Origin of the sequence: Paramicrobacterium agarici (assembly GCF_002563955.1) — a bacterium.
Lineage (GTDB): Bacteria > Actinomycetota > Actinomycetes > Actinomycetales > Microbacteriaceae > Paramicrobacterium > Paramicrobacterium agarici.
This window is the reverse complement of the sequence record NZ_PDJE01000001.1, coordinates 1,116,274-1,132,640: the sequence shown is the minus strand read 5'-3', so window position 1 is coordinate 1,132,640 and position 16,367 is coordinate 1,116,274. Positions and strand designations below refer to the sequence as shown.

Genomic DNA, 16,367 nt, shown 5'->3' with positions numbered 1-16,367 from the left:
CGTGCTCTGCTGACCGTCGGCAGCGCATGAGAGCATGAGTGGCGTGCCAGACGAGATGCTGCCCGCCCTCGATGCATCGGTCGCATCGTCGCTCGTCGACGCCGCAACGCTCACGCGCGCACGCCCCTACGCGCAATCCGGAGCCGTCACCAACATGCGCTGGAACGTCGAGACGCGCACGCTCACGGCTCACGTTCTGGGAAACTCGGCGGCGCCGTATCGATGCCGCATCGATCTGACACCGACGAACAACGGGTTCACCCCCACGTTCACGGCGTGCAGCTGCCCTGTGCAGGCACGGTGCAAGCACATTGCCGCGACGCTTCTCGCCTGCGCGGCACAGGCAGCCTCGCAGGCAGAGCAGAGGGAGGATGCCGCGGCGCGGCCCGCGTGGAAGACCGCTGTCGAGCGGCTCGCCCCCGCAGAGCGCCCCTCGCCGACGATGACGCACCTCGCGCTCGGCTTCGAGCTGCGCAATGCTCGAGGGCCGTCCCGGCGCGGCTCGACGACGGCGACGCGTGCCAGTCTGCGTTCCGGAACGCCGGTGCGCCTCGGCATCCGTCCCCTCATGCCCGGTAAGCGCGGCGGCTGGATCAAGGGGTCACTCTCGTGGCGAACGCTCGCGCACCAAGTGAACCGTCTCGCGCTCGAACCGAGGCAGCTGCTGTGGTTCACGCAGCTTCTCGGGCTCTTCGATGCCACTCGCGAACGGTGGCTCATGAACGAGCCAGACGATCTGAGCATCGACGAGTTCCGCAGCCCGCTGCTGTGGACGCTGCTCAAAGACGCCGAGACGATCGGCGTGAGTCTTGTCGGCATCAACCGCGGCATGACGGTGAGGCTCGCGGACTCGGCGCAGGTTTCGCTCGACGTGCGTGCCGAGGGAGAGGGCCTCGCGTTACACCCTCTCGTGACCATCGGCGGCGAGCGCGTCGATGCCAGCGCCGTCGCACCCATCGGAGACCACGGGGTCTACACCTACGACACGACGGCGGGCATCGTGCTCACGCTCGCGCCCGTCTTCGAGCCGCTCACGGGTGAACGACGCGCTCTCATCACCCACACGGAGCCCGTCACGGTGCCGCCCGACGGCACAGCGGAGTTCTTCACCGAGTACTTTCCGCGCATGACCTCTGGCGTCACCGTCGTGAGCAGCGACGAGTCGGTCGACCTGCCTGAGGTCGCCCCTCCCGTCCTCGTGCTGACGGCGACGTACGGCAAACGCGATGCGCTTCGTCTCGCGTGGCACTGGGAGTACCACGACCCTCAGCGCACGCTTGCGCTGCACGCCGTCGCGGGCGAACGCCGTGACATCGCACTCGAGACCGAGACGCTGTCGCGCGTCGAGCGCACGTGGCCTGGTTCCACAGAGCGCACGACGCACGAGCTGCGCGACGTTGCGACGGCGGAGTTCACCGAGCACGTGCTGCCCGCACTCGAATCGCTCGACGGCGTTCGCGTCATCGTCTCCGGCACGCGCCCCGCGTATCGCGAGCTGACCGAGTCACCGCACGTCGCCATCTCGACCATTGAAACCGACAAGAACGACTGGTTCGATCTCGGCATCGTGATCACGATCGAGGGGCGCACGATCCCCTTCATCGACCTTTTCAATGCGCTCGCGCGCGGCAAGAAGAAGCTCAAGCTCGTCGACAACTCGTACTTCTCGCTCGCGCATCCCGCGTTCGACAGGCTGCGTGAACTGCTCGCCGAGGCGGACGCCCTCGACGAGTGGGAGCCAGGGCACCCGACCATCAGCCGCTACCAGGTGGGGCTCTGGTCCGACTTCGAAGACCTCGCAGACGAGACAGACGAGGCGGTCTCGTGGCGCAGCTCGGTGTCGGCCCTCAACTCCGGAACTGTCGACGAGGTCGCGGTGCCCGACACCGTGAACGCAGAGCTGCGCCCGTACCAGGTGCAGGGCTTCCATTGGCTCGCGTTTCTGTGGAAGCACCGCCTCGGCGGCATCCTCGCCGATGACATGGGCCTCGGCAAAACGCTTCAGACTCTGACGCTCGTCGCGCATGCGCGGGAGGTGAAGGGGGCGGATGCTGGTGAGCCGCCGTTTCTCGTCGTCGCGCCCACCTCGGTCGTCTCGACGTGGAAGTCCGAGGCCGAGCGATTCGTTCCGCACCTCGACGTGCGCGTCATCTCCGCCACACACGGCAAACGCCGCACTCCGCTCGCTGCGGCAACCGCTGGCGCGGACGTCGTGATCATGTCGTACGCCGTCATGCGCATCGACGCCGCAGACGTCGCCGAGCAGAGCTGGGCCGGGCTGATTCTCGATGAGGCGCAGTTCATCAAGAATCCCGACGCCAAAGCGCATCTCGCAGCAAAGGACATCGTCGCGCCGTTCCGGCTCGCGATCACGGGAACCCCGCTCGAAAACACGCTTCTCGACCTCTGGGCGCTGTGCTCCATCACCGCGCCCGGGCTCTTTCCGTCGCGACGCCGCTTCGGCGAAGAGTACGTGCGGCCGATCGAGAGCGGTGAGGGCCCCGAGCGCCTGCCGCGGCTTCGGCGACGCATACGTCCCTTCCTCATGCGCCGCACGAAAGAGCTCGTCGCCCCAGAACTCCCCGACAAGCAGGAGCAGACGCTGACCGTCGAGCTCTCCGCAGCCCACCGCAGCCTCTACGACACCGTGCTGCAGCGCGAGCGCAAGAAACTGCTCGGGCTCATCGACGACATCGACCGCAACCGCTTCATCGTCTTCCGCTCGCTCACACTGCTGCGCATACTGGCGCTCGATCCGGCGCTCGTCGACAACGCGTATGCCGATGTGCCCTCGAGCAAACTCGACGCCCTGTTCGAGCACCTCGACGACGTGCTTGCCGAGGGGCACCGCACCCTCGTGTTCAGCCAGTTCACGTCGTTTCTCGGCACCGTGGCCGAGCGGCTCGACGCTCGCGGCATCCGCTATTCATACCTTGACGGATCGACACGGCGCCGCGGCGACGTCATCGACGGGTTCCGCACCGGCGACGATCCGGTCTTTCTGATCAGCCTGAAGGCGGGCGGCTTCGGGCTGACACTGACCGAAGCCGATTACGTCTTTCTTCTCGATCCCTGGTGGAACCCGGCGAGCGAGGCGCAGGCCATCGACCGCACGCACCGCATCGGGCAGGCAAAGAACGTGTTCGTCTACCGGCTCGTCGCCGAGGGAACCATCGAAGAGAAGGTGCTGCAGCTGCAACGCAAGAAGGCTGCGCTGTTCGACGCGGTCGTCGACGACGATGCAGCTTTCAGCAGCGCGCTCACGGCCGACGACATACGGATGCTGCTCGACGACGCCTGACCTCGTCTACCCCTAGCCTGCGTCATCGACATCTGCCAGACTCAGGCAAGACAGGGGAGGTTTGCATGGTCACGGTCGCAGAGAACATTGTCGAAACCTTGAGAGCGAGCGGCGTCGACAGGGTCTACGGCATTCCCGGAGACTCGCTGAACGGCTTCACAGAAGCGCTGCGCACGCGCCCCGACATCGACTGGGTGCAGGTGCGCCACGAGGAGACCGCCGCTTTCGCAGCATCCGCTGAGGCAGCCCTCACGGGCGAGCTTGCCGTGTGCGCGGGCAGCTGCGGGCCGGGCAACCTGCACCTGATCAACGGACTGTTCGACGCGCAGCGCTCACGTGTTCCCGTGCTCGCGATCGCGGCGCAGATTCCCAGCCAGGAGATCGGCAGCGGCTACTTTCAAGAAACGCACCCGACCGAGCTCTTTCGCGAATGCAGCGTCTACGTCGAACTCGTGTCGAGCGTCGACCAGATGCCGCGCGTTCTGCACATGGCCATGCGAGCGGCGATCGAGCAGCGCGGCGTCGCCGTCATCGTGATGCCCGGAGACGTCGGTCTTGCCGAGGCCGCGAACGAGCTTGTCGCGCCCATTCGCGCGACGGCGTCGGCAACCGTTCCCGACACAGAGACCCTCGACCGCGCGGCAGCCGCGCTGAATAACGCCGGAAAGGTGACGATCCTCGCCGGGGCGGGCTGTGAGGGCGCGCACGCTGAGCTCATGCGGTTCGCCGAGACACTCAAGGCTCCCATCGTCCATGCAATGCGCGGCAAGGAGTTCGTCGAGCACGACAACCCCTACGACGTCGGCATGACCGGTCTGCTCGGCTTTGCGTCCGGCTATCGGGCGATGGAGAGCTGCGACACGCTCATCATGCTGGGAACCGACTTTCCGTACCAGCAGTTCTTCCCCGACGACGCCACGATCATTCAAGTCGACATTCGAGGTGAGCATCTCGGACGGCGCACGCCCATTGACGTGGGGCTGCGCGGCGGGGTCCGCGAGACGATCGAGGCTCTGCTTCCCCGCCTTTCGACGTCGAAGAGCAGCCGCCACCTCGACGCCATGCGCAAGAACTACACCAAGACGCGCAAGAAGCTCGATGAGCTCGCAACGCCGAGGCGCGGAACCCAGCCGCTTCACCCTCAATACGTGGCGCGCGTCATCGACGAGCTCGCAGACGACGACGCGGTCTTCACGCCAGACGTCGGCTCTCCCGTCGTGTGGGCGTCGCGCTATCTGACCATGAACGGCAAGCGTCGCCTCATCGGGTCGTTCACCCACGGGTCGATGGCGAACGCGCTTCCGCAGGCGATCGGCGCCCAGTCGGCCTTTCCCAGCCGCCAGGTCGTGACGTTGTCCGGAGACGGCGGGCTCGCGATGCTCATGGGAGACCTGATCACGCTGACGCAGAGCGCGCTGCCCGTGAAGCTCGTCGTGTTCAACAATTCGTCGCTCAACTTCGTCGAACTCGAGATGAAGGCCGCGGGCATCCTCACATTCGGAACAGGTCTCGACAACCCCAATTTCGCCGACGTTGCGACAGCGCTCGGCATCAAGGGCTTCCGCGTGGAGCGTTCGAGTGAGCTGCAGGATGCCGTGAAGCAGGCGTTCGCGCACGACGGGCCTGCGCTCGTCGACGTCGTGACCGAGCGCCAGGAGCTCTCCATGCCGCCCGCGATCACGGCCGAGCAGGTCGGCGGCTTTGCGCTCTACGCCATCCGCACCGTCATGTCCGGTCGTGGTGACGAGCTGATCGATCTGGCCCGCACCAACGCTCGTCAGATCCTCTAGGTATCGGTTCGGGAACAGGTCTTGTCTCCCAGCGCCGGGTGGGCCATTCTTGATGCCATCGGAGGGTGACCATGTCCAAGAGATACGTGCTCGACAGCGAAGAGCTTCTCGATCTCGCCACCGGCTACGGCACGGCCGTAGCCTCTGACCAGATCACGGTGGCGGGTCGCGCCGTCGGCTACATGTACCGCGAAGAACCTTCTGACGACGCCGACAGCGGCTGGCGTTTTCTCTCGGGCGACGAGAGCCAGGAGTATCTCGACGACGAGCGTCACGTCGGCGTCTTCGATGTCAACGAGATCGCGAATCTCGACGACGCGATCGTCGAGTACCTTGATGCTGCACCCGGCACCGAACTGGTGCGCATTGAGGGATCAGACGAGTTCGCCGACGATGATGCGTTCGGCGACGAGTCTGATGACGGATGGGAAGAGTTCGATGTGGATGCTGTCGACAGCCTTGACGACCTGAGAGAAGACGATCGGCTCTGACGATCGCGTGTGCGACGCTCTCAGGCGATTCCGGAGATGATGTCGTCGACGACCCGCTCCGCGAGCGCCGTGACCTGAGAGTCGTCGTGCGACGCGAGAGGGCCGAAGTTCGCCAGTTCCGCAAAGCCGTGCACAGCACTCCAGCATGCCCATTCAGCGCCGTCTCGCCGCTCGGGAGCAAGACCGCCTGCCGCGACCAGCTCGTCCAGGGTCTCTGTCAGCAGCGCGAAAGGCGGCGGTGTGCCGCCATCGGTCGATTCGAGCGGCGGACCAGGAACATCGCGCGCTCCGAAGAACGCGAGAGCGAACCAGCCGGGCTCTGACCGGGCAAAGGCAATGTAACCGAGACCGACGGCGCGCAGCCGAGACCGCGCCTTCTCTCGCGCCGTTCGTCCATCGGGCGGAGGCATCCGCGAGCGCATCTCGTCGACCATCTTGTTCTGAATCTCCGCGGCGACCGCGAGAATCAAAGCGTTCCGGTCGTCGAAGTGCCGATAGGCGGCGTTCGGCGACACGCGAAGCTTCCGGGTGATGCTGCGCAGCCCGATTGCCTGGGGGCCTGACTCGCGTGCTTCGGCGAGTGCCGCTTCGATCAGTTCGGCCCGCAGGTTGCCGTGATGGTACGTGTCTCGACCCGGCACTCTTGACTCCCCGCTCCCATGATGTGTACGGTGTCTACATCCTACGTGTTCACACTGTCCACATTGTCGCCTACGTCCTCGAGGAGTCCATGCACACACGCCGAGCGGTCTCGGTTCCGAAGTCTTGCCAAATTCTTCGGCCGGTGATGGAATAGTTCAGCTCAGCGCACGGTTGCCAATCCCATCGAAGCGATTCACCGTCACATCTCCCAGATTCTGCGGTTTCTCCGCGCCCACAATCGACGAACGGAACTCTCTTGACCAACCGCACCTCTGTCTCTCCGCCAGAGTCCGGAACAATGGCAGATGCTTCTCCGATGAAGGTGATCTGGCTTCTCCTCGGCGCAGCCTTCGTCGTCATTCTCAATGAGACGATCATGAGCGTCGCGCTCACCGACCTGATGCGCGACCTCGAGGTGAGCGCGCGTCTCGCGCAGTGGCTGACGACCGCGTTCATGCTCACGATGGCCGTCGTGATCCCGATCACGGGATTTCTCCTTCAACGCTTCACGACACGCCAGGTCTTCATCGCGGCAATGACGCTCTTCTCTGCGGGAACCGCGCTTGCGGCCATCGCGCCGGGATTCTGGATGCTGCTCGGTGCCCGCGTCGTGCAGGCGTCCGGAACCGCCATCATGATGCCCCTGCTCATGACCACCATCATGACGCTCGTACCCCCGGCCTCCCGAGGCAAGACGATGGGAAACGTCTCGATCGTCATGTCCGTCGCACCCGCTGTCGGTCCGACCGTTTCCGGAGTCATTCTCGATATGCTCGGATGGCGCTGGATGTTCATCCTCGTGCTGCCCATCGCCGTGGCGATGCTGGTCGTCGGCATCAAGTTCATCAGCAACGTGAACGAGCCGCGCAAGCTCCCGATCAGCATCCCTTCGATCATCGTGTCGGCCATCGGATTCGGCTCACTCGTGTACGGCTTGAGCAACATCGGAAGCGGTGACGGAGACAATCCGCAGGGCACGCCCGCGTTCGTCTGGGTGACCATCGCGATCGGAATCGTGGCACTCGCGATCCTCGTCATGATGCAGAAGCGTCTCGAGAAGTCAGACAACGCCCTCCTCGACACGCGCACGTTCACGTCGGTGAACTTCTCGACATCGGTGGTCATGATGATCGTTGCCATGATGGGACTCTTCGGCACCATCGTGCTCTTGCCGATCTACCTTCAGCAGGCGCTCCACCTTGAGCCGCTGGTCATCGGCCTGCTCGTACTCCCCGGTGGATTGCTCATGGGCCTCATGGGACCCGTCGTGGGCCGCCTGTACGACCGCCTTGGCACGAAACCGCTGCTCATTCCCGGCACGCTGGTCGTTGCCGCAGTGCTGTGGACGCTCGCCCTGACCGTGTCTGAGACGACGTCGCCGTTCTTCATCCTCGGTGCGCACCTCGTGCTGAGCCTCGGACTGTCGCTGCTATTCACGCCGCTGTTCACGTCGAGCATGGGTTCGGTCCGGCCGCATCTCTACTCGCACGCGAGCGCGATCGTCGGCACGGTGCAGCAAGTGGCCGGCGCAGCGGGAACCGCGCTGTTCGTCACCGTCATGGCGACGGTGTCCACGGGACTCATCGCCAGCGGAGCCGCTAAGGATGCGGCCATCGCGAGCGGCGTTCGCGGAGCCTTCCTCTCGGGTGCGATCATCTTCTCGTTCGCGATCATCGGCGCGTTCCTCGTCAAGAAGCCCGCCGACGAGATTCCCGACGAATCTCAGCCCGTGGTCGAGACCGACGCCACCGTCTGACTCGAGACAGATTGAGTCAGGAGGCTCGCGCAGCGCTAGGACTCCATGGGAGTCTGCTGGTACAGCGCGAGCCTCCACTCGTTGTCGATGCGCACGTAGGTGCTCGACATGAGCGCCCGAAACTCCGGCTCGTTCCCCCGCATGGCGCTACCGGTGTACACAAGGGTTCGCACGTCCTCTGACACGGCGATGACACGCTCGCCGCTGATGTCGAAGTCGTCCCATTGCGGCGCATCGGTCAGCGACGCCACCACGCCGTCGCGGTCGAGCGCAAACCCTCCCGCGAGCACCATGAGCGCGTCATCGGTCATGAGGCTCCCGTAAAAGACCCCACCGGTGCCGTCGCACAGTGACTGCCACCCTCGGCGTTCCAGAGCGTAGAGATCTTCGTCTCGTGACATGCGCTCACGATAACAAGCGCGCGCCACCGCGTCGACCCCGTCGAATCATGCTCGCAGATGAGCCTCCCGCGCTCGAATCGTGCTTCGGGAGCGCTCGAGCACCGTGCCTGCCTCCCAGTGATTCGCGATGGAGAGCGAGAGCTTCGCGATGTCGCTCGCGCAGTCAGCGCAAAATCGTATTCCGATCCCCTGCCGCACCGCGAGCTCGTACGTGCGTGCGTCAACGACGATGCTATCGACGACCTTGGCTGTCGTCGTCATGAGTCCAGACGAGACCCCGACGAAGCTCCGCGAGCAGGTGCAACTCCAGTCGTCAGTGGCCGTCGCGTCTTCGCACGGCCCGGCGTCGACGACGAGCTCGCCCGGAATGGCGGTGATGAAGTCGCCGGTCTCGCTGCCCTGCAGTTCTGTCGTTGCAATGAGTACTTTCATGATCTTCTCCCGTATTTCGGCTGGAAGATCCGGCACGCCATCGACCGTAGAGGCAGCCTCCGACACCCGTTTCCGACGGTGTCTCGATAACCGTGCACTTTGCGTACTTTTCCAATATCCTATAGGACTACAAGACTTTTGGGCTCGACGACGAGGAGACATGTAATGACTCGGCTCTGGAATGAACCGTCCGATTTCGCCGACGAGATGGTGGAGGGGTTCGTCCGCGCCAATGGCCGATGGGTGCGCAAAGTCCATGGAGGGGTCTCGCGATCGACACGATCAGCAGAGGCAGAGACGGCCGTTGTGATTGGCGGTGGTTCCGGCCACTACCCGGCCTTCGCCGGGCTTGTCGGCCCTGGGCTCGCTCACGGAGCAGCCATGGGCAATCTCTTTGCATCGCCGTCGGCGCACCAGGTCGAGTCTGTCATTCGAGCGAGTGAGCAGGGGAAGGGCGTCCTCCTCAGCTACGGAAATTACGCCGGCGATGTGCTGCACTTCTCCGAGGCTCAGGAGACCGTGCGCGCAGACGGAATCGACTGTCGCACGGTGACGGTCACCGACGACATTTTCAGCGCCGCCCCGAATGAGCAGCACAAGCGTCGCGGCATCGCCGGAGATCTCACGGTCTTCAAGACAGCTGGTGCGGCAGCGGCATCCGGGTACGACATTGACGGCGTCGAACGCGTGGCACATCTCGCGAACGCCCGCACCCGGTCGATGGGCGTCGCCTTCACCGGCTGCACACTTCCCGGCGCCGACGAGCCGCTGTTCACTGTTCCCGCGGGCCGCATGGCGATCGGACTCGGCATCCACGGCGAACCGGGAATCGATGAGACGGACATTCCGACGGCCGACGGTCTTGCCGACCTGTTCATCGAGCACCTGCTCGACGACGCCGAGATCCCCGAGAACGTCACCGACCACGGAGCACGCGTTGTCCCCGTTCTCAACGGGCTCGGCTCAGTGAAGAGCGAAGAGCTCTTCGTGGTCTTCAGCCGCATCGCAGATCTTCTTGACGACGCCGGGGTCACCGTCGTCGACCCCCAGATCGGCGAGTTCTGCACGAGCTTCGACATGGCCGGGGCGTCGCTCACGCTGCTCTGGCTCGACGACGAGCTCGAGACGCTCTGGAGCGCACCCGCCGATACCCCTGCCTTCCGATGTGGGTCGTTCGATGCCGCGGGCCTGCAGGCTGTCGACCCGGACGACGACGATGACACGGATGCTGTCATTCCCGACGCCTCGCAGGACTCCCGCCGTACCGCATCCACCCTGGCGGATGCGCTCGAGGCAGTGCGCGACGTGATCGACGAGCATGCAGAGGAACTGGGGCACATTGACTCGATCGCGGGCGACGGCGACCACGGCATCGGCATGCAGCGCGGGTCTCGCGCCGCGGCGGCGGAGGCGGCATCGGTCGTCGAGAAGGGTGCGGGGGCGCAGACGCTTCTCGCCCGCGCCGCCGACGCGTGGTCAGACCGTGCTGGCGGAACATCGGGCGCTCTGTGGGGCGTCATCCTGCGCACGATCGGCGCGAGGCTCGGCGACGACGGCACGCCGTCAGCGGCCTCGGTCAGCGCCGGCATCGTCGCGGCAAAGGACGCAGTCATGTCATACGGAAAAGCGAAGGTCGGCGATAAGACGATGGTCGATGCTCTCGTTCCGTTCGCCGACACGCTCGCCGAGCACGTTGAGAACGGGGCGTCGCTCGTCGATGCCTGGGCGGCAGCGAGCACGGTGGCGAGGGATGCTGCAGAGAAGACATCCGACCTCCTTCCTGCAGTCGGCCGCGCTCGCGCGCACGGCGAGAAGGCCGTCGGCGTGACAGACCCCGGAGCCGTGTCGCTTGCACTGATCGCCGAGACGATCACGCGCGTCCTGAGCGACGGCGCACACGAGACCACCGAGAAGAAGGAGTGATCATGGCACGAACATGGACGGTCGTCGTCGGGTCGGACGACGCTGGTTTCGATTACAAGGAAGCGATCAAGGCCGACCTCGAGGCAAGTGACCTCGTGACATCGGTCATCGATGTCGGAGTGGATGCTGACGGGCATACGAACTACCCGACAATCGCAACGACCGCGGCGGAGATCGTCGCTCGCGGCGATGCCGATCGCGCGGTGCTGATCTGCGGTACGGGACTCGGAGTCGCCATCGCCGCGAACAAGGTCAGGGGAATCCGCGCCGTCACGGCGCACGACAGCTACTCGGTCGAGCGCAGCGTCCTCTCGAACAACGCCCAGGTGCTGTGCATGGGTCAGCGCGTCGTCGGGCTCGAGCTTGCACGTCGCAATGTGCGCGAGTGGCTGACATATGAGTTCGACGCGACAAGCGCCTCGAACGAGAAGGTGCAGGAGATCTGCGCGTACGAAGGCGACTAGAGCGGTGAGCGCCTCTCCGTTTCTGATCGGCGTGAGCCTGAAGATGTACTTCGGGCACGCACGCACGCTCGAGTGGTGCGAAGCCGGCGCTGACATCGCCCGCAGCCACCACGCGGTGTCGGCGGGAGAGGCTGAGCTCTTTGTCGTTCCCTCCTACCAGTCGATTCCAGCCGCGCGCGAGATCCTCGACGGTCTCGCCGCCGTCGGCGCACAGGATCTCGCCACCGATGACGAGGGCGCTTTCACGGGCGAGGTGTCCGGCGCGCAGATCGCCGAGCTCGGCTGCACTCTCGTCGAGGTGGGTCATGCAGAGCGACGACGTCTCTTCGGTGAGACGGACGAGATCGTCCGTCTCAAGACTGACGCCGCTCTGCGCAATGGCCTCTCCCCCGTGCTCTGCGTGGGCGAGACGGAGCGGCGGAATGCGGCGGATGCTGCTGCCGAATGCGTTCGCCAGCTCGACGATGCTCTCGCGCTCGCTCATGAGCGCGGCCGTACCGGCCGTCTCATCGTCGCCTACGAGCCGGGGTGGGCGATCGGGGCGCGCGAACCTGCTTCGGCCGGTGACATTCGCGCCGTCTGCGAGCCCCTGCGCGACCGCGTACGCGGGCTCACGGCATTTCCCGACTCGAGCGTCATCTACGGCGGAAGCGCGGGACCGGGGCTCGTCACGGAGATCAGGAACACGGTCGATGGCCTGTTCCTCGGGCGGCTGGCCCATGATCCCGCGGCACTCGGCACGGTTCTGGATGAGGTGCGTAAGGTGTTAAGCGGCGACAGCGCACCCACGATCATCTAAACCCCGCGGAGACCAGTCATGGCCGAAACCATCTTTTCCCCCGGCGCCACGTCGTCTCTCGAGAGACGCGGACTGCGCGACCGCGTGTACGATCTCGTTCTCGACATGCTCATGAGCTCGTCGATCGAGGCGGGAACCCGTCTCTCGATCGACGCCATCGCGCGCGACCTCAACGTCTCGCCCACGCCCGTTCGAGAGGCGCTCGTGCAGCTTGAGCGAACGGGTCTCGTCACTCGAGAGGCTCACAAGGGCTATCGCGTTGCTCCGCCCATCGCCGATGACCAGCTCGAGGCTCTCTTTGATGCTCGAATAGTGCTCGAGAGCGGCGCGACAGCACTCGCGGCGCGCGAGCCGAAACAGCTGATCCCCGCGCTTGAGGCTGCGCTCGCAGAGCACGTCACCGTGATGGAGCGCGTGCAGAGCTCCTCCGCGAGCGGCGATATGCCCGTCGATCTCATTCGCGAATACTTCGCCGTCGACTGGAATTTTCACCACCTCATCTTCGAGGGAGCGCGCAATCCGTTCCTGCTCGACATGTCGGAGGCGATATCGACGCGCGTGCACCGCATGCGCCAGACCGTCAAGACCGGGGTGAGCGACGCCCATGAAGCGGTCACCGAGCATCGCGCCATTCTCGACGCGCTCGCTGTCGGACCGGATGCTGCGGCGCAGGCGATGCGCGAGCACGTCGACAAGGTGCGCGAGCGCTCTCGCCGCGATGCGGCCCGACAGGCGTCGAACGCCGCAGGCTGACAGCATCCGTCCATCGACGCGGGAGTGCAAACGGACGGCTGTGCGAGGCCGCCCGTCTTCACTCAGCGCTCGGGGTGAATGGGTGCCGGACCAAGCTCGTCCATGAGCTTCTTGATCGCGACGTATGCCTTGTTGCGGTACGCGACGAGTTCGGGAGTGCGATCCTCGGGCACGTCCAGGTAGCCGGCACCGGTTTTGGTGCCGAATTTGCCCGCATCCACGAGCTGCTTGAGGGAATCCGGCGTGGCGAAGCGCTCGGGCCACCGCGTCTGAAGTGACGCATAGCAGAACGAGTAGACGTCGAGACCCGCCATGTCGGCGATCGCGAACGGCCCGAACGCGGGCAGGCGGAAGCCGAAGGTCGTCCGCACGATCGTGTCGATGTCTTCGGGCGTCGCGATTCCCTCTTCGACGATCTGCGTGGCCTCGTGAAAGAGCGCGTACTGCAGGCGGTTGAGAACGAAGCCGGTCGAGTCCTTGACGCGAGCCGACTCCTTGCCCGTTGCGGCGACGATCTGCTCGGCGGTGTCGATCGCACTCTCGTCCGTTCCCTCATGAGGGATCAGCTCCACACCGGGAATGAACGGCGCGGGGTTCGAGAAGTGCACGCCGAGAAAGCGCTCGGGATTCGTGACGGCTTCGGCGAGCGAGCCGATGAGAATCGTCGACGTATTCGAGCCGATGACGGCGTCCTCGCGTGCCGCTGCGCTGATCCGACGAAGCGTGTCGTGCTTGATCTCGATCTTCTCGGGGACCGCCTCCTCGATGAAGTCAGCGTCGGCGACGGCGGCTTCGATGGATGCTGCGGCTTCGACGTTCGCCTCGATGCGCTCGACAGCGTCGGCCGGGAAGAGCTCGTCGGCGAGGAACTGTCGTGCCTCGTCGATGAGCCGGTCATAGTTCTTCTTCGCGATCTCTTCGGAGATGTCGGCGATGCGGACGTGCGCCCCGGAGAGCGCCAGGACCTGGGCGATTCCGCCGCCCATGTATCCCGAGCCGACGACGGCGATGGTGCGTTCGCTCATTGTGTTCTTCTTCCTTGTCTCTCAGGCCTGCGGCAGCAGGCTGCGGACGTACTTCTGGTTTGTGGCGCAGACGCCGAGGCTGTCGCCGCCGTACTGCTCCATGAGAATGATGCCGTCGAAGCCGAGCGCGATCGCGTCGCGAAAGACCTGGCGGTAGTTGATGAGGCCGGTCTCCATGGTGGAGGGCACCGACGTGGACCAGCTGAGGTCGGCGGCTTCGTCGCGCGTGTAGTTCTTGACGTGCATGTAGTTGGCGTAGGGAAGCGTCTTCGCGAACAGTTCGCGCCAGTCTTCGACGGGCCGGTGCAGGCGGATGAGGTTGGCCACATCGGGGTTGAGCCCCACGTTGTCGAGTCCGATCTCCTCGACCAGGCGCACGGCGCTGTCTGCGGTTCCGAGGTACGTGTCCTCGTACAGTTCGAGCGACATGCGTAGCCCGACGTCGGAGGCGTGCTTGCCGAGTTCGCGCAAGCGCGCCACTGCGGCATTCCACACCTCGGGGTCCTCTGGGTCTTTCGGTCCCTGCGCCGTCCAGAACCAAAGCGCCTTCTTCTGCGCTTCGTTGAACGGCTGATGGAGACCCGTCGAGAAGACCTCCATTCCCCACTCGGCCGCTGCATCGATCGTACGATGCGCGTAGTCAAGGTTGCGCTCCTCATGCCCGGGCATAATCACGCTCTGCCGCTGCAGGTGCACCGACGGGACGCCGACGCCGTGCGATCGCGCGATCGCGAGAAACTCATCGCGACGAGCGGCTGACAGATCCGCTGGTCGAACGTGGCTGTCGGCAAGCTCGGCGAGCGTGAAGCCGACGTCCTCGATCTGGGCGAACATGTCGTCCCACACCTGCGGATCGGCGTCGTGCATGGCGATGCCGTCAGCATCGATGGGTGCGAAACCGTGGAGGCACGTGGCGATCGGCCAGGTCTCTGCAGTGAATGGTGCCGTGTGTGACATGGTGCTCCGTTGCGGATCGTTGTGTTCGACTCTGTCGCGGTGAGGCAGAGGCCCGTGGAGAACCTCATCTCGTGGAATACCCTACCGCCCTTTCCACATATCCTATAGGCTCTAGGATGTTTGCCCACCCCGCAACAAAGGAGATGCGACTCTTCCCATGAATATTGCGCTCGAAGCCGCGGCCGAGACCACGCGTTCCGTGCCCGTGCTGCTCGCCATCGCGGCCATAGCCATCGCCTTGCTCTTGCTTCTCATCATCAAGGTGCGACTGCATGCCTTCTATTCGCTCGTCATCGTCAGCATCCTGACCGCTCTCGCCGCCGGCGTCTCGGCTGCCGACCTTCTCGAAACCGTCACCGGACCGTTCGGATCGACGCTCGGGAACGTCGCCCTACTCATCGGCTTCGGTGCGGTGCTCGGGCGCATCATCGAGATCTCGGGCGGCGCCCAAGTGCTCGCCGAGAGCCTTATTCGCCGCTTTGGCGACAGCAAGGCGCCGTTCGCCCTCTCGCTCGCGTCGTTCCTCTTCGCGTTCCCGATCTTCCTCGACGCAGGCTTCATCGTGATGCTCCCGATCATCTATCAGGTCGCGAGGCGACTGAAGGGCGGATTGCTGCTCTACGCGCTACCCTCGACCGGAGCGTTCCTGACCATGCACGCTCTCGTTCCTCCGCACCCGGGACCCACAGCGGCTTCGGGGATCCTGGGCGTCGACGTTGGCCTGGTCGTCATCACGAGCATTCTCATCGCCATTCCCGTGTGGTACCTCGCGGGCTACCGTCTTGCCCTCTTCATCGCGCGCCGATTCCCCGAGTTCCCCATTCCGAACCTCCTCGGAACTCCGCGAGACTTCGCCGAGGAAGGCGTCGCACTTCCGAAGTTCGGCACCGTCTTGCTGATGCTCGTTCTTCCGCTCATTCTCATCACGCTGAACACGGGTGCGGCTGCACTGCAGACGAACGGCACACTGAGCGGAGACGAGCCGTGGTTCCCGGTCCTCACGACGATCGGCGCCACCCCGATCGCTCTTCTCATCACCTCGATCGTCGCCATGATCGTGCTCATCGTCGTTCCCGCCAAGGGCAAGATCGGCGGAGCCATCGAGACCATTGTCGACGAGGCTCTCGCTCCCGTCTGCTCCATCATTCTGATCACGGGTGCCGGCGGCATGTTCGGCGGAGTGCTCACGGCGACGGGAATCGGCGGCGCGCTCGCCGACATCATGAACTCCATCGGCCTCCCGATCATCGTCGCGGGCTTCGTCATCGCCGTTGCCATGCGCCTTGCCCAGGGTTCGGCGACGGTCGCCACCACGACCGCCGCAGGTCTTCTCGCCCCCGCCGTGATCGCCACGGGTGGCCAGAGTCCGCTGCAGCTCGCGCTCATCGTCGTCGCGCTCGGCGCGGGAGGAATCTCGTTCTCACACGTGAACGACTCTGGGTTCTGGCTCGTCAGCCGATTTCTCGAGATGTCAACGAAGGACGCCCTGAAGTCGTGGAGCGTCATCTCGACAGCCGTCGGTTTTCTCGCTTTCGCGATTGCGTGGGCGCTGTACGCGATCGTCTCTGCCGTCGGCATCTAACGCGCACGGGGCGGGAACCGCGTTTCGCGATTCCCGCCCCGTGTGCTCTAC

General features: G+C 64.9%; 14 protein-coding genes. 9 read left to right on the top strand and 5 right to left on the bottom strand.

Annotated features, from left to right (window positions below):
- Positions 1 to 34: 34 nt before the first annotated feature.
- From ATJ78_RS05560 to ATJ78_RS05550, 3 genes are all read left to right on the top strand, one after another.
- A complete protein-coding gene (locus ATJ78_RS05560) occupies positions 35 to 3,301 on the top strand; it encodes a DEAD/DEAH box helicase (protein ID WP_245836220.1) in 3,267 nt (1,088 codons plus the stop codon).
- Between the two features lie 65 nt (positions 3,302 to 3,366).
- On the top strand, positions 3,367 to 5,091 hold the full coding sequence (gene poxB, locus ATJ78_RS05555; protein ID WP_098406692.1) for a ubiquinone-dependent pyruvate dehydrogenase: 1,725 nt from the start codon (positions 3,367 to 3,369) through the stop codon (positions 5,089 to 5,091).
- Positions 5,092 to 5,162: 71 nt separating this feature from the next.
- Positions 5,163 to 5,582 (top strand): DUF2185 domain-containing protein, encoded by a 420-nt coding sequence (locus ATJ78_RS05550; protein WP_098406691.1) that lies wholly within the window; start codon positions 5,163 to 5,165, stop codon positions 5,580 to 5,582.
- 20 nt (positions 5,583 to 5,602) lie between these two features.
- On the opposite strand, the gene ATJ78_RS05545 is transcribed toward ATJ78_RS05550, so the two are convergent.
- Positions 5,603 to 6,223, bottom strand: coding sequence for a TetR/AcrR family transcriptional regulator (locus tag ATJ78_RS05545; protein ID WP_098406690.1), 621 nt, complete (start codon positions 6,221 to 6,223; stop codon positions 5,603 to 5,605).
- A 299-nt stretch (positions 6,224 to 6,522) separates the two neighbouring features.
- Between ATJ78_RS05545 and ATJ78_RS05540 the strand changes: the two genes are divergently transcribed.
- Complete coding sequence (locus tag ATJ78_RS05540) at positions 6,523 to 7,980, top strand: DHA2 family efflux MFS transporter permease subunit (RefSeq protein WP_098406689.1); 1,458 nt, start codon at positions 6,523 to 6,525, stop codon at positions 7,978 to 7,980.
- A 35-nt stretch (positions 7,981 to 8,015) separates the two neighbouring features.
- On the opposite strand, the gene ATJ78_RS05535 is transcribed toward ATJ78_RS05540, so the two are convergent.
- Both ATJ78_RS05535 and ATJ78_RS05530 read right to left on the bottom strand, forming a co-directional pair.
- Positions 8,016 to 8,381: a nuclear transport factor 2 family protein gene (locus tag ATJ78_RS05535; RefSeq protein WP_098406688.1), complete on the bottom strand. Its 366-nt coding sequence runs from the start codon at positions 8,379 to 8,381 to the stop codon at positions 8,016 to 8,018.
- 45 nt (positions 8,382 to 8,426) lie between these two features.
- Positions 8,427 to 8,813: a DUF7715 family protein gene (locus ATJ78_RS05530; RefSeq protein WP_143741376.1), complete on the bottom strand. Its 387-nt coding sequence runs from the start codon at positions 8,811 to 8,813 to the stop codon at positions 8,427 to 8,429.
- Between the two features lie 165 nt (positions 8,814 to 8,978).
- Here ATJ78_RS05530 and ATJ78_RS05525 point away from each other — a divergent pair, with 165 nt between their 5' ends.
- Genes ATJ78_RS05525 through ATJ78_RS05510 form a run of 4 tightly spaced genes read left to right on the top strand, consistent with a single transcriptional unit; the run spans position 8,979 to position 12,752 of the window.
- Positions 8,979 to 10,736, top strand: a complete 1,758-nt coding sequence (locus ATJ78_RS05525) for a dihydroxyacetone kinase family protein (protein WP_098406686.1) — start codon at positions 8,979 to 8,981, stop codon at positions 10,734 to 10,736.
- A 2-nt stretch (positions 10,737 to 10,738) separates the two neighbouring features.
- On the top strand, positions 10,739 to 11,200 hold the full coding sequence (locus ATJ78_RS05520; protein WP_098406685.1) for a ribose-5-phosphate isomerase: 462 nt from the start codon (positions 10,739 to 10,741) through the stop codon (positions 11,198 to 11,200).
- 4 nt (positions 11,201 to 11,204) lie between these two features.
- A complete protein-coding gene (locus ATJ78_RS05515) occupies positions 11,205 to 11,999 on the top strand; it encodes a triose-phosphate isomerase family protein (protein ID WP_245836219.1) in 795 nt (264 codons plus the stop codon).
- Between the two features lie 18 nt (positions 12,000 to 12,017).
- Positions 12,018 to 12,752: a GntR family transcriptional regulator gene (locus ATJ78_RS05510; protein ID WP_098406683.1), complete on the top strand. Its 735-nt coding sequence runs from the start codon at positions 12,018 to 12,020 to the stop codon at positions 12,750 to 12,752.
- Between the two features lie 62 nt (positions 12,753 to 12,814).
- Here ATJ78_RS05510 and ATJ78_RS05505 read toward each other — a convergent pair whose 3' ends face one another.
- Both ATJ78_RS05505 and ATJ78_RS05500 read right to left on the bottom strand, forming a co-directional pair.
- Positions 12,815 to 13,777: a 3-hydroxyacyl-CoA dehydrogenase family protein gene (locus ATJ78_RS05505; RefSeq protein WP_098406682.1), complete on the bottom strand. Its 963-nt coding sequence runs from the start codon at positions 13,775 to 13,777 to the stop codon at positions 12,815 to 12,817.
- 21 nt (positions 13,778 to 13,798) lie between these two features.
- Entirely contained in the window at positions 13,799 to 14,734 is a 936-nt protein-coding gene (locus ATJ78_RS05500) for a sugar phosphate isomerase/epimerase family protein (RefSeq protein WP_098406681.1), read from the bottom strand.
- 157 nt (positions 14,735 to 14,891) lie between these two features.
- On the opposite strand from ATJ78_RS05500, the gene ATJ78_RS05495 reads away from it, so the two are divergent.
- Positions 14,892 to 16,316, top strand: coding sequence for a GntP family permease (locus ATJ78_RS05495; protein WP_098406680.1), 1,425 nt, complete (start codon positions 14,892 to 14,894; stop codon positions 16,314 to 16,316).
- The last annotated feature ends 51 nt before the right edge of the window (positions 16,317 to 16,367 follow it).

What these genes read in the sequence shown, in the direction of transcription:
- ATJ78_RS05560 (WP_245836220.1), top strand. Translation starts at nt 35, where the DNA reads ATGAGTGGCGTGCCAGACGAGATGCTGCCCGCCCTCGATGCATCGGTC.
- poxB (WP_098406692.1), top strand. Translation starts at nt 3,367, where the DNA reads ATGGTCACGGTCGCAGAGAACATTGTCGAAACCTTGAGAGCGAGCGGC.
- ATJ78_RS05550 (WP_098406691.1), top strand. Translation starts at nt 5,163, where the DNA reads ATGTCCAAGAGATACGTGCTCGACAGCGAAGAGCTTCTCGATCTCGCC.
- ATJ78_RS05540 (WP_098406689.1), top strand. Translation starts at nt 6,523, where the DNA reads ATGGCAGATGCTTCTCCGATGAAGGTGATCTGGCTTCTCCTCGGCGCA.
- ATJ78_RS05535 (WP_098406688.1), bottom strand. Translation starts at nt 8,381, where the DNA reads ATGTCACGAGACGAAGATCTCTACGCTCTGGAACGCCGAGGGTGGCAG.
- ATJ78_RS05530 (WP_143741376.1), bottom strand. Translation starts at nt 8,813, where the DNA reads ATGAAAGTACTCATTGCAACGACAGAACTGCAGGGCAGCGAGACCGGC.
- ATJ78_RS05525 (WP_098406686.1), top strand. Translation starts at nt 8,979, where the DNA reads ATGACTCGGCTCTGGAATGAACCGTCCGATTTCGCCGACGAGATGGTG.
- ATJ78_RS05520 (WP_098406685.1), top strand. Translation starts at nt 10,739, where the DNA reads ATGGCACGAACATGGACGGTCGTCGTCGGGTCGGACGACGCTGGTTTC.
- ATJ78_RS05510 (WP_098406683.1), top strand. Translation starts at nt 12,018, where the DNA reads ATGGCCGAAACCATCTTTTCCCCCGGCGCCACGTCGTCTCTCGAGAGA.
- ATJ78_RS05505 (WP_098406682.1), bottom strand. Translation starts at nt 13,777, where the DNA reads ATGAGCGAACGCACCATCGCCGTCGTCGGCTCGGGATACATGGGCGGC.
- ATJ78_RS05500 (WP_098406681.1), bottom strand. Translation starts at nt 14,734, where the DNA reads ATGTCACACACGGCACCATTCACTGCAGAGACCTGGCCGATCGCCACG.
- ATJ78_RS05495 (WP_098406680.1), top strand. Translation starts at nt 14,892, where the DNA reads ATGAATATTGCGCTCGAAGCCGCGGCCGAGACCACGCGTTCCGTGCCC.